At 42.9% G+C, this 13,047-nt stretch carries 12 protein-coding genes; 6 read left to right on the forward strand and 6 right to left on the reverse strand.

Translation table 11 applies throughout. From position 1 onward, the window contains the following. Positions 1-71: 71 nt before the first annotated feature. Positions 72-554, forward strand: a complete 483-nt coding sequence (locus G460_RS0102700; protein ID WP_026953929.1) for a deoxycytidylate deaminase — start codon at positions 72-74, stop codon at positions 552-554. On the opposite strand, the gene murB is transcribed toward G460_RS0102700, so the two are convergent. Next, positions 551-1,564 carry a UDP-N-acetylmuramate dehydrogenase gene (murB, locus tag G460_RS0102705; protein WP_026953930.1) on the reverse strand — a complete coding sequence of 338 codons (1,014 nt, stop codon included), beginning with the start codon at positions 1,562-1,564 and terminating at the stop codon, positions 551-553. The two genes, G460_RS0102700 and murB, sit on opposite strands and share 4 nt — an antisense overlap. Before the next feature lie 67 nt (positions 1,565-1,631). Between murB and G460_RS0102710 the strand changes: the two genes are divergently transcribed. The 3 genes from G460_RS0102710 to G460_RS0102720 are packed head-to-tail and all read left to right on the forward strand — an operon-like array spanning position 1,632 to position 4,729. Beyond that, positions 1,632-2,576: a succinylglutamate desuccinylase/aspartoacylase family protein gene (locus tag G460_RS0102710; protein WP_026953931.1), complete on the forward strand. Its 945-nt coding sequence runs from the start codon at positions 1,632-1,634 to the stop codon at positions 2,574-2,576. 36 nt (positions 2,577-2,612) lie between these two features. Further along, entirely contained in the window at positions 2,613-3,764 is a 1,152-nt protein-coding gene (egtB, locus tag G460_RS0102715; RefSeq protein ID WP_026953932.1) for an ergothioneine biosynthesis protein EgtB, read from the forward strand. Further along, entirely contained in the window at positions 3,761-4,729 is a 969-nt protein-coding gene (locus G460_RS0102720) for an L-histidine N(alpha)-methyltransferase (protein ID WP_026953933.1), read from the forward strand. Before egtB ends, G460_RS0102720 begins: the two co-directional genes overlap by 4 nt. Positions 4,730-4,775: 46 nt before the next feature. Here the strand turns inward: G460_RS0102720 and G460_RS0102725 are convergent, their stop codons facing one another. Beyond that, complete coding sequence (locus tag G460_RS0102725) at positions 4,776-6,506, reverse strand: phospho-sugar mutase (protein WP_026953934.1); 1,731 nt, start codon at positions 6,504-6,506, stop codon at positions 4,776-4,778. A 174-nt stretch (positions 6,507-6,680) separates the two neighbouring features. Between G460_RS0102725 and G460_RS0102730 the strand changes: the two genes are divergently transcribed. Then, positions 6,681-7,475: a hypothetical protein gene (locus tag G460_RS0102730; RefSeq protein ID WP_026953935.1), complete on the forward strand. Its 795-nt coding sequence runs from the start codon at positions 6,681-6,683 to the stop codon at positions 7,473-7,475. An 8-nt stretch (positions 7,476-7,483) separates the two neighbouring features. Further along, positions 7,484-9,298, forward strand: coding sequence for a glycoside hydrolase family 2 protein (locus tag G460_RS0102735; RefSeq protein WP_026953936.1), 1,815 nt, complete (start codon positions 7,484-7,486; stop codon positions 9,296-9,298). A gap of 3 nt (positions 9,299-9,301) precedes the next feature. Here G460_RS0102735 and G460_RS21290 read toward each other — a convergent pair whose 3' ends face one another. The 4 genes from G460_RS21290 to G460_RS0102755 form a co-directional block, all read right to left on the reverse strand. Then, on the reverse strand, positions 9,302-9,892 hold the full coding sequence (locus G460_RS21290) for a DUF502 domain-containing protein (RefSeq protein ID WP_051315887.1): 591 nt from the start codon (positions 9,890-9,892) through the stop codon (positions 9,302-9,304). Between the two features lie 61 nt (positions 9,893-9,953). Further along, entirely contained in the window at positions 9,954-11,048 is a 1,095-nt protein-coding gene (hppD, locus tag G460_RS0102745) for a 4-hydroxyphenylpyruvate dioxygenase (RefSeq protein WP_026953937.1), read from the reverse strand. Between the two features lie 71 nt (positions 11,049-11,119). After that, the gene (locus G460_RS0102750; protein ID WP_026953938.1) at positions 11,120-12,121 is read right to left on the reverse strand and encodes a 1-acyl-sn-glycerol-3-phosphate acyltransferase; all 1,002 of its coding nucleotides are present in this window, start codon (positions 12,119-12,121) and stop codon (positions 11,120-11,122) included. Next, positions 12,118-13,020: a bile acid:sodium symporter family protein gene (locus G460_RS0102755; protein ID WP_026953939.1), complete on the reverse strand. Its 903-nt coding sequence runs from the start codon at positions 13,018-13,020 to the stop codon at positions 12,118-12,120. Before G460_RS0102755 ends, G460_RS0102750 begins: the two co-directional genes overlap by 4 nt. Positions 13,021-13,047: the final 27 nt, after the last annotated feature.

Consider the following 13,047-nt stretch of genomic DNA (forward strand, 5'->3'; position numbering starts at 1 on the left):
CTTAGAAAGGATATTTTAGAAAAATTACCTCAAGCGAAATGCAAATGCTATTTTTGAACAAAATTTAAGGAATGAGTAAACCTGATTTTGACGATATTTTTATGGAATTGGCTGTGAATCTGGCCAAAAGATCCCATTGCATCAAGAAGCACGTAGGAGCAGTCCTGACCAAGGAGACTCGAATTATTTCTATTGGGTACAATGGTCCTCCTGCTGGTACGCATAATTGCGATGTGGAATTCCCTGACTCAGGTTGCGCTCGAGATAGCAAAGGAAGCTGTTCTTTGGCATTGCATGCTGAGCAAAATGCCATCTTGTATGCTGTCAAAAACAATACTTCAGTAGATGGATCTACACTTTATGTGACTTTGGCTCCCTGTCTGGCCTGTGCTCGAATCATCTTTTCAATGGGAATCACCAAAGTCGTTTATCTCTTTTCGTATGCTGAGTACAAAGGTATTGGCTCAGATGAAGGGGTGGACTTTTTGAGGAAATTTGGCGTACAGGTAGATCGCTACGTGAAAGAAATTGAAGTTAACGACACCCTTATCTAAAGGAAGTTGACTTCAGGGTGGAGTTGAATTCCAAATTTATCAAAGACCGACTTTTGGATTTTCTGAGACAGCTCCGCTATTTTTTTACCATCTCCTGATCCATGATTGACCAAAACCAAGGCTTGGTGCTGATGTACTCCGATCGGGCCATCTTGATAGCCTTTCCAGCCGCATTGCTCGATCAGCCAGCCCGCAGCAACTTTGACTCCTTCTGCTTGGGGGTAGCCAGGTATCGTGGGGTAGACAGATTGTAATTGCTCGAATTGCTGAATGGGAATAGTTGGATTTTTGAAAAAGGAGCCTGAGTTACCGATGACTGCCGGGTCAGGTAGTTTGGACTGTCGGATTTGAATCACAGCATCAGAAATGGCTTTGATAGTGAGATCAGCATTTCCCTTATCATCCAAAACAGCTTGAATCGCACCGTAGGAAGTATTGAATTTCGGCTTTTTGGACAGTCTAAAAATCACCTCAAAAATGATATATTGATCCTTTAAGGTGTTTTTGAAGACGCTTTCTCTGTATCCAAACTGACAGGCTTCTGCATCAAAAATTTGGACTTCCAGTGTTTCGCGATGCAATGCTTTTAGTTCATAAAAGACATCTTTTATTTCTACCCCATATGCCCCGATATTTTGCATCGGTGATGCGCCAACGGTGCCCGGAATCAAGGATAGATTTTCTATTCCTGCCCAATTTTGCTGAATAGCATAGAGGACCCATTCGTGCCAATTTTCACCTGCACCGACTTTGACATAGACATTTTCCTCATCCTCTTTGATCAACTCGATCCCTTTGAATTCATTTTTGATTACCAATACGTCTTGATCCTGTGTCAAGAGGATATTGCTACCTCCTCCTAAAATCAATGCAGGGATATTGTTTTGTTTCGCAAAAAGTAAGGCTTCTTTAAGCTCGTCAAGCTGACTGACTATCGTAAAAAATCTGGCATTTTTATCAATTCCAAAAGTATTGTAAGGCTTAAGTGAAATGTTTTCTTGTATCTTCATAGCGAGGTATTCGATGCGAAATAAGCAAGTTTTGTGCGAATAAGAAATTAATCCACCGCCTACTTTCATGAGAGAGATTCAAATCAACGGAGTCAAAATCCGTCCCGGTCAATCAGCCAATATTGAAATTCCGATAGCCAAACTTCCCACTCACACCTTGATCGACTTGCCGATATTTATTCGCTCTTCCAAAGAGCCCGGTCCGGTCGTGCTGGTGAGCGGGGGAGTGCATGGAGATGAGATCAATGGCATCGTGACAGCAAGGCGGGTTTTGGAAGAAATTGATGGGGGATTGGAGCTTTTGAAAGGGACTGTTATCATCATTCCTTTGGTTAATATCTATGGGTTTCTGTCCAATAGTAGAACATTTCCCGATGGTAGGGATTTGAATAGGAGTTTTCCGGGGTCCAAAAAAGGTTCTCTTGCCGGTAGAATTGCTTTTATTTTGAGTGAAGAGATCATCCCACTGATCGACTATGGGGTGGACTTTCATACCGGGGGGCGGATGCTGACCAATCAACCACAAATAAGAGTAGACTTTGAAGATAAAAAGGGACTGGAACTGGCAAAGGCTTTTGCAACGGATTTTATAGTCAATTCAAAGATGATTGATAAGTCATTTCGTAAAACTGCTTTCAAAGCGAAAAAACACATTCTGGTTTTTGAAGGTGGAGAGTCGATGAGAATAGATGAGCTGTCTACAGACGAAGGTGTAGCCGGCACCAAAAGATTGCTACATCATTTAGGGATGATCGCTGAAGGTCCTGATAAGAAATCGACTGTGACTCTCAAAAAAAGTGACTGGGTAAGGTCCAGAGCTTCAGGAATATTTAACTCTTCAGTGAAACTAGGAGATCAAGTAAAGAAAGGTCAGATATTAGCGCGCATATCTGATCCATATGGCCAAATCAAAATTCCTGTGAAAGCACCGTCTAATGGTTATATCATAGGGATCAACAATCTTCCGGTGATCAATGTGGGAGAGGCCTTGATCCATTTGGGAAAGGAATAAGGATGTTTTATATTTCTAGGGATAAATCTTTTTCCAATGAATCTTTTAGATGAGTATAAAAAAGTACGGGAGCATTCCAATTTTTTGTGTTCGCACCTGATCAAGGAAGACTATTCACTGCAAGCATCCGAGGAGGTGAGTCCGCCCAAATGGCACCTGGCACATACTACCTGGTTTTTTGAGCAATTCATCTTGGTCCAGTCTCTTCCAAATTATGTGATCAAGCATCCCCAGTTCAATTTTCTGTTCAATTCCTATTACAATGCGATGGGAAAAAGAACAGTCCGAAATCAAAGAGGTCTGATGAGTCGCCCTTCTGTGGATGAAGTGATGGAGTATAGGTCCTATGTGGACGAGGCGATGAGTCAATTGATCATCCAGGGAGATCCAAAGACTGCTGAACTTGTAGTTCTGGGTATGAACCATGAGCAGCAGCATCAAGAGTTGCTACTATCGGATCTCAAATTTAGCCTTTGGCACAATCCACTGAATCCTCAAGTCTTATCTATTCAAGAATATACACCAGAAAAAGAAAGGCAATGGATATCTATTGAGGAAGGCGTTTACCCCATAGGTTTCGAAGAAAAAGGTTTTTGCTATGACAATGAGATGGGACGGCATTCAGTTTACATTCATCCCTTTTCGATATCTTCTTCCTTGGTGACCAATGGACAATACTTGGAATTTATTCAGTCTGGTGCCTATCGAGAATCCCGCTTGTGGTTGGATGAAGGATGGTCTTGGGTGCAGCAAAACCAGATCTCTTCGCCTTTGTATTGGGAAGAAAATGAAGGGGACTGGAGCTATTATACTTTAGATGGCATGAAAAAGCTTGACCCAAAAGCGGCGGTTTCTCATGTCAGTTTCTACGAGGCTCAAGCCTATGCTACTTGGCGTGGAGAGAGACTTCCTACAGAATTTGAATGGGAGGTGTCCCAATCTCAATTTGAATGGGGGAAAAGGTGGGAATGGACTTATTCTGCCTATTTGCCTTATCCGGGATTTGAGGTGGCTCCTGGAGCGCTGGGAGAATACAATGGGAAATTCATGGTGAATCAAATGGTGCTGCGCGGTGCATCCGTGGCGACTCCAGCTGGCCATTCCCGACCTACTTATCGTAATTTTTTTCACCCGCAGTTTCGCTGGCAATTCAAAGGTATCAGACTCGCAAAATCCAATAATCTATGAGTGATTTTTCTAGCAGTAGACAGGCATTTCTTCAGGATGTAGTCTCTGGTTTGACTCAAAGCCCAAAATCTCTACCCTCTAAATATTTCTACGATGAACTGGGGGATAAGCTTTTTCAGAAAATCATGGGGCTCGAGGAATACTACCTCACACGTAAGGAATTTGAAATCTTGGAGAAACAACATGCCTCTATCATGGCTGGAGTTCTTTCTAAGACGAAGTCTTTTAATTTGGTGGAACTGGGGGCTGGTGATGGCTTGAAAACCAAGATATTATTACGATACCTAAAGCGGAAATCTGAAGTGAATTTCACTTACTTTCCCGTAGATTTTTCGGGTTCCGCTTTGGAGGAATTGCAGATAAATCTTGAGCATGAGCTTCCGGGTATTCAAGTCAAAGGGATTCAGAATACCTACAGAGGCTCACTCAAAATAAAGCCTTGGGAAAACGGCCTTCCCAATTTGATTCTCTTTTTGGGATCCAATATTGGCAATTTTACTCTTGCAGAGGCAAAGGATGTTTTGACACACTTATCTGAGAGTTGCAAAAGTGGTGATTGGGTATTGCTGGGCATCGATTTGAAGAAAGATCCTGCAATCATTCTGCGAGCTTATAACGATCAAAAGGGAGTCACCAGAGATTTTAATCTCAACTTGCTAAAGCGGATCAATAACGAATTGGGTGCAAATTTTGTCCTTGACGAATTTATCCATTGGCCTACTTATGATCCTGTGACTGGGGAGTGCAGAAGCTATTTGGTTACCAGGATTCCTCAAAAAGTCACCTTTCCTGATGCAGGAATATCGGTAAATCTGGAAGCTTTTGAACCAATCTGGACAGAAGTAAGCAGAAAATCCAGTCCTGAAGAAATTGAGAATTTGGCCGTTGAGTTTGGGTTTCGGGTCTGTGATATTTTTACCGATTCGGAGGATTACTTTGCCAATGTCCTTTGGCAGAAGGTATAAAAAAAGCAGCATTGTAGATGCTGCTTTTTGACGATCTGGTTTTGAATTAGGAGAAGTATCGTTTCAATCCTTCTAGCTTTTCGCTTAATTCCGCTTCTACTTTTCTATAGTCTGCTGTAGATGTCAATGGGGCATGCACAGAGAAATAGTATTTTATTTTCGGTTCTGTTCCCGAAGGTCGAGCGGAGATTTTACTGCCATCTTCCAAGTAAAACTGCATCACGTTGGACGAGTCTAAGTCTAATTTTTCAGTTTTTCCGGTTTTTACGTTTTTGGAAGTTCCTGCTTTGACATCAATGATTTTTTCCACCGCAGTGCCATTCATGGCTTTTGGAGGGTTTTGTCTAAAATCCATCATCAAAGCTTGGATCTGCTCTGCACCATCTTTTCCTTTTTTGGTGACAGAGATCAGAGCTTCTTTGTAAAACTCAAACTGCTGGTAAACTTCAGCCAGCACATCAAATACAGTTTTTCCCTGATTCTTGTAGTAGGCAATCGCCTCGGCCACCATGGCGCAAGCGCTGACACCGTCTTTGTCCCTCACAAAATCTCCAACCAAATAACCATAGGATTCCTCTCCGCCACCGACGAAGGTTTCTTTGCCTTCCAGTTCACGAATGATTGCAGCTATATTTTTGAAACCTGTCAATACATTGAAGCACTTGACATCAAATCCTTCAGCGATTCTATTGATCAGCTCTGTCGTCACGATCGTGTTGACCATAAACTGTTTGCCGTCTAGCTTGCCCGCCTCTTTCCATTTGTTGAGGATATAATAGGTGAGGAGCGTGCCGGTTTGGTTGCCATTCAGTAATTCAAATTCCCCTTTTTCATTTGGCACAACGGCTGCGTAGCGGTCACCATCTGGATCACAGGCTAGGATCAATTCAGCATTTACTTTTTTGCCAAGCTCCACCGATAGAGTCAATGCTTCCGCTTCTTCTGGATTAGGATATTTGACGGTAGGGAATGTACCATCCGGTTCTGCTTGCTCCTTGACCACATGGATGTTTTCAAACCCAAAGGTCTTCAAGGCAGCTGGTACCATTTTGCCAGATGCTCCATGGATCGGAGAAAAGACAATAGTCAAATCCTTTTGAGCTTGGATAGCATCTGGAGATAGACTCAGTCCTTTGACTTCTTTGAGATAGATTTGGTCAAAATCTTCATCGATATATGTCACTAAGTCCGCTTGGCTATTCCAGTTGACCATATCAAATGATGTGATCTTCTGAACTTCCTGAATAATGTTTTTATCATGGGGAGCGACCACTTGAGCTCCATCTTCCCAGTAGGCCTTGTAGCCATTGTATTCTTTGGGATTGTGGGATGCAGTGATCATGACGCCACTTTTACATCCAAAATGTCGGACGGCAAAAGAAAGCATCGGTGTAGGACGCATTTCTCTGAAATAATAGACCTGGATGCCATTGGCCGTCAATACATCCATCGTTGCCTGTGCAAAAACGGTATTGTTGATCCTACTGTCGTGTGTGATGGCTACCGATATAGTTTGGCCAGGAAAGCACTGCAACAAGTAATTGGCTAATCCCTGCGTTGCCATGCCCACCGTATAGATATTCATTCTATTGGTGCCGACTCCCATAAGACCTCGCAAACCTCCGGTCCCAAATTCCAGATCTTGATAAAAGGAATCTACCAGTTCGCTGGGATTCTCTTTCTTCAGTTTTTCAATGGCGTCTTTTGTGTCTTGGTCCACATTCCCATCTAGCCATGCTTGGGCCTTTACCAAAATGCTAGGGTCTATAGTATTCATATGTTATAAAAATTAAGCGTGATTCTAAGATATAGAAAATGTATGCAATTGCCATTCCTATCGAGAAAATCATGTTTATCAAATTTTCAGCTTTGAAAAGACCAATTTTTTAAGCCTTGATTTTTAATTGGATAGATTAAATTCAATATTAGTCGGATCAATTGCCCAAAAAACATGATTTCTCTTTTTGTTGCGTTCTTTCAGGTTTTGCTGTGGGGTTTTTCTACAGGAAATAATTTTTATGAAGCCTTTTTACCTGAAGTAAGCAATCAAATCAGTGTGAGAGAATCCACCATTGACCTGCAAATCCGAGTGGATCATAAGATTTTTGTTTTCGGAAAGGAAAGCGGAAACCTCGAAAAAGTGAAAGTCGGTATGGACGTATTGCCTTTTGTGCAAATTCCAGGTATCGAGGGCTATGAAATAGACTTCCACAGACTAAGCTGGAAAAGAACGAAAGAAGGTCAAATCCAGATAAGAGGAAAGTATGGCCCCAAAGCAATTGAAGTAATTTGGACGATCTTCCCGGACGGAAAACTCAAAATGGAAACTTCAAAACTTCCACAGGCAATGTCCGATTTATTGGGTTTTGGATTTGACTTAGACCAAAGTCAACTCCTGCAAGCTAGCTGGGAAAACGCCCATTTTGAACCTGAGTCAGTCGTTTTTGATGCTCAAACTGCCCTTCATCCAGTAGAAATAGGGAAGCTGAATTCCATGCAATTGGACTTTGCTGAAGTCAAGGTCGGTATCAAAACCGAGACCGTGGGAACAAAAGTTTTACTGAAGTTTCCCGACAGTTCAATTGAAGGTCCACTTGATCCAGACCTTAGGTTTTTATTTCCATCCAATACATCATTAATTTCATCCAATGACCACATTTCTCCTGGCCAGTCCAGTACATTAATCGGAGAGGAAGAGGCTCTAGCTTCTTCCAAAATCATCTTGTGGTTTGATTTTCACCAATAATCTATTTTATGAGAAAACTCGCTTTTAGCTTTTTGCTCTTTTTGAGCAGTTTGAGTTTTGCCCAGGAGGCCAGACTCAAAACACCTTGGACCGATCAAATGAATCCTTCTGATCCGCTTCCGGAATACCCTCGACCTCAGCTCGTGAGAGAAAGTTGGCAAAACTTAAATGGGGAATGGCATTACAATATTCTTCCGAAAGGAAGCATTCCTGAAGCAGGATTTGCAGGCACTATTACAGTTCCTTTTCCTGTCGAATCTTACCTCTCAGGGGTACAGAAGGAAGTGGGGCCAGAGATGGAATTGTGGTATGAGAGAGATTTTGAACTGGATTCAAAGCCCGGTAAAAATAGGGTAGTCTTACATTTTGGTGCGGTGGATTGGGAAGCTGAAGTCTGGGTCAATGGACAGTCACTGGGGATTCATCAGGGAGGCTTTGATGGATTTTCATATGATATCACTGATCAGTTAGTTTCTGGTAAAAAGCAAAATATCCGCGTGAGAGTCTGGGATCCAAGTGATGCTGGTCCGCAACCTAGAGGAAAGCAAATCCAGAAGCCTCATGGAATCTGGTACACGCCAGTTACGGGTATTTGGCAGACGGTATGGCTAGAGCAGGTACCGTCCAGTCATATAGCATCTGTCTACTCGGTGACAGATTGGGAAAATAAGGTGCAGGTATTTTACCCTGAAGTAAGTGGGGCAAAAGATGGACTGGAGGTAGAAGTGGATGTCTTGTTAGAAGGTAAATCTGTCGGGCAATTCAAAGGAAAAGCCAATCAGCCACTTCCGGTCAAATTGAATGAGGTACGTGCCTGGTCTCCTACAGACCCTGTTTTATATGATGTCAAGGTTCGCCTTATAGATGGAAAAAAATCCATTGAGGAAGTGTCCTCCTATGCTGCTTTCCGAGACATTCGGATGGATAAAACAGCTGATGGACATCAGCGCATGTTTTTGAATGGGAAAGCTCTATTTCAATACGGACCATTGGATCAAGGCTGGTGGCCGGATGGGCTTTATACAGCTCCTACTGATGAGGCTTTACTTTTTGATATCATCAAGACCAAAGAGATGGGATTCAATATGATCAGAAAGCATGTCAAAGTCGAGCCGGCCAGATGGTATTATCATGCGGATAGAGAAGGAATTCTGGTGTGGCAAGACATGCCAAGTGGTGATATGGGAAATAGATGGGAGATTCGTCCAGGAGTCTATCGCCATGATATGTACAAGGAGAGAAGTGCAGAATCAGAGCAAATTTTCAAAACTGAATGGTCTGAGATCATCGAAGAGTTTAAGTTTTTTCCTTCTATCGTAGTCTGGGTACCTTTCAATGAAGCTTGGGGTCAATTTAAAACAACCGAAATAGTCAATCTGACTCGCCAATTGGATGCTACTAGACTGATCAATTCAGCTTCTGGAGGCAATTTTGAAATGGAAGGAAATGACATCGTGGGTGACATCATGGATCTCCATAATTACCCAGATCCTGTCATGCCTGATCCGCAGGTTTTTGGAGAAAATACCGTTTTGGTACTGGGTGAATTTGGAGGCTTGGGACTTCCTGTAGAAGGACATACTTGGCAGCAAAAAGACAACTGGGGCTATCAGAGTTTTGGCGACAAACAAGAGCTATTCGCACGTTATAGTTTATTGATGGAAGACCTCAAAAAACTCATTCCGATGGGACTAGCTGCTGCGATCTACACTCAGACGACCGATGTAGAAGTAGAAGTCAACGGAATGATGACGTATGACAGACAGGTTTATAAATTTGATTTTGATGCGCTGCACAAGCTTCATCAGGAGCTTTATCGCTAAAAGTTAAATAGGAAGTTTGCCCTTCAAGGTGGACAAGCTTCCGATCCCCAAACTGCGACCGACCTTATTCACTTCAGATTGAGTAAGGTCGGTTTTTTTGATTTTGGACTGATCAAAAATCACCAGAGAACCATTCCAGGTTTCCGGTGCTGAGGGGACAAAGACAAGTGCTTGATTGTTTTCGAGCTCCTCCACTAAGTAGGCGAGCATCCAGCCATCAATCGGGACCAGTACCACAGGGAAGTTCTTATCACTGATCAAGCCTGCCTTTTCTTCAAAAGTGGTCTTCATCAGTTTGTAACCCGGGAATAGAATCAAGACGTGATCTTCTATCCATTCCAGCATTTTTTTGCCCATTCCTCGCTGTGCCAGCATCCCGGCTGCCAAGCAAAGAGTAATCACCAATATCACCGACAGGAGGTATGGAGTAAATAGTAAGCTTTCTTCCAATCCCAACATTTTTTGGAGAAGGAGGGAGAGCGGCTGAATCAGATGTACTGCTTTTTCGATCAGTACCAAAGCCAAGATGATGGGAATGAGAAAAAATATACCGCCTTTGATTAGCGCAGTGATGAGTTTCAAAAATTGCTTCATGGTCTGCTTTTTTTAGAAAAATAAAAAAAATAGCCGACTAAATGCCGGCTATATATCAATATTAGAGATTTCCTCGGAGCTCTTGCTCTCGCTCAATGGCTTCAAACAAGGCTTTGAAATTTCCTTTACCAAAGGAAGTCGCTCCTTTTCTCTGAATGATCTCAATGAATAATGTGGGACGATCTTGGAGAGGTTTGGTGAAGATCTGCAGCAAGTATCCCTCCTCATCACGATCTACCAGGATGTTCAAATCTTTCAGCGGCTGGATATCCTCATCAATCTGTCCTACACGATCCAGCAGATCATCATAGTAAGACTGCGGTACTTCGAGAAACTCAATTCCTCTTTTTCGGAGTTCGCTCACGGTGTGAATGATATCATCCGTAGCGATAGCCATATGCTGTACACCGGGCCCTTTGTAGAACTCAAGGTATTCTTCGATTTGTGACTTCTTTTTGCCCTGTGCAGGTTCATTGATAGGAAATTTGATGTACCCATTTCCGTTGGAGACGACCTTGGACATCAGGGCTGAATATTCTGTAGAAATATCTTTGTCGTCAAAAGTAATAAGTAGCTTGAATCCCATGACCTGCTCATAGAATTCTACCCAGCGATTCATTTCCCCCAGTTCTACATTGCCTACGCAGTGATCGATGTATTTTAGACCGATGCTCTGAGATGAATAGGTGCTTTGTCGAGGTACAAATCCCGGTAGGAAAACGCCAGAGTAGTTTTTTCTCTCTACAAATGTGTGAATAGTATCACCGTAGGTCTTGATGGAGGCAACTTTGACTTCCCCCCATTGATCCATGATAATTCGGGGTTCTTCTACAGATTCAGCTCCTCTTGAGGTAGTTTCAGACCAGGATTTTTCAGCATCATCGACCCATAGCGCGAGTACTTTGACTCCATCGCCATGTTGCCGACAGTGTTCTGCAATCTCATGATTAGCTTGGAGAGCTGAGGTCAATACCAGTCTGATTTTGCCCTGTTGCAGAAGATAGGATGCGCGGTCTTTGACGCCTGTTTCTGGTCCCAGGTAGGCTGTCAGCTCAAATCCAAAGGCGTATTGATAAAATAGGGCAGCTTGCTTGGCATTGCCGACATATAGTTCGACATAGTCCGTCCCGTTGATAGGAAGAAAATCTTCACTCATAAGCTTTAAATTTTGGGTTTATATGGTATTCCAAATTTAAGGATTCCTTCCTTTTTACCTTGTGTTTGCGCTTATTCTTGGGGTGTTTTGTTCCAAAGAACAGCTATCCATGCCATGATCAAAATTGCCAATGCCCAAGAACCAGCAGGACTTCCCAGTGCTAATAGTAATAGTATCAAATACCAAAAAGGAGCAAGGAAAAAACCGATTAAAAACTTAAATGTTGACTCGAATACCCGATCCTCAACCTTGGGACTGATCGCCAGCCAGATCCAGTAGAGAGGAAAATGAAAGATCTTCATTAGTTTGTTTTTCAGTGAAGTAGGTGTAGATACCTCATGCTTAACTTGATGTGTGTTGAGGAATTGATCCACAGCAGATTTCGATGTGACGTCTACACCTGCATCCAATAGTTGCTCTAACTGCTCCTCGTAGTTTTCATTTGGGATTTCGACGACGAGTTCTTTGAGTGTCTTTTCTACTTTCTTGGTGAGAAGGCCTGATTTGGAAGCCGGCATGTCTACGGGGATTGCTTTTCCATAGGTAATCCTCACTTGAGAACCAGATCTTTTGTGTGCACCAAATTCCAGTGCAACCGGTAAGATGACCGGCTCGCATTGCGGGTATTTTTCCTTGAGCCCAAAGGCCAAGCGGGTAAAGCCTTTGCTGAGAGGTCTTACATTCCGGATCAGGCTATGGCTGCCTTCGGCAAAAATAACCACGGCTCCATTTTCCTTCAGAACTTCAAAACTAGCTTCAAAAGTGTGTTGATTTTGCTGAATAGTCGAAAAGCCATCTCTCACACGATAAACTGGCAGCATCCGGATAAAATGCAGCACTTTGGCAATGAAAGGTTTTTTGAAAACAGAGGCCCGAGTCAGGAACCAAGGTTTTAGCCTCGTGTGGGTAGCCAAAAGCAATGGGTCAATCAGGGCATTTTGGTGGTTGGCCACTAGAATTACCGGCTGTTTTTTGGGGATGTTTTCCTTCCCTGATACGATGATTTTTCTAAAATATCCATGCAGCGCAATCTTCACAAGGATTCGCAATACGGCATTGACAAAATTTTTCATGCTTTCGATTTCCAATATCCGGCAATAGCAATTCCGGAGATGAGGTGCCAAATTCCCCACAAGGCTGTGATTACGGCCATTCCACCCAGGCCATCAAAGTACGTAAAAATCAAAACCAGCCCCAAGCCAGAATTCTGGATTCCTGTCTCGATCGATAGAGTTTTTACATCTGCCAAAGGAAGTTTGAAAGCCTTTGCTGAAAAAAATCCAGTACTCAAGGCTAGCAAATTGTGGGCTAAAACCCACAAGAAAATACGGGAGATGTATTGCAGGAAAATGTCAAAATTGCCAGCAAAAGCCAAAATGACGAAGCAAGCGAAGATTAACAAGCTTAAGGGCTGAAGAACTTTTCGGAAGCGGTCAGCCCATCTATCTGCCAAGGTTCTAGTTGCTATTCCCAAAAAAAGCGGAATGCCCAAGATCATTCCTACAGTGACAAAGACCTGCGAAATATCCAGACTGATTTCCTGCAACAAATGCGAAGTAGGTCCATAGAGCCCTGCCCAAAGTGCAAAATTCAACGGTGTACTCAGGATGGAGAACACCGTGGAAAATCCTGTAAGACTGACAGAAAGGGCCGTATTTCCTTTGGCTAGATTGCTGAGGAAATTGGAGACATTTCCGCCGGGACAGGCTGCTACCAAAAACATCCCCAATGCCACACTGGGTGGCGGCTGGATCGCCAGAATCAGGCACCAAGTGAGAAATGGCAAAAGTATAAACTGAGCCAATACGCCTACAAAGAATGGTTTGGGATGCTTGATCAGGTACTTAAAATCCTCCAATCTGAGATCTAATGCCACTCCATACATGATCAATGCCAAAGCGAGATTGAGTAGGAGGAGATCGGACTGCGAAAAATTAAGCTGGATCGAATCCAGTGGGCTGGGTGAATTCATTCAGAGGCAAATTTCTAAAAATTGTAT

Source organism: Algoriphagus vanfongensis DSM 17529 (assembly GCF_000429465.1).
GTDB lineage: Bacteria > Bacteroidota > Bacteroidia > Cytophagales > Cyclobacteriaceae > Algoriphagus > Algoriphagus vanfongensis.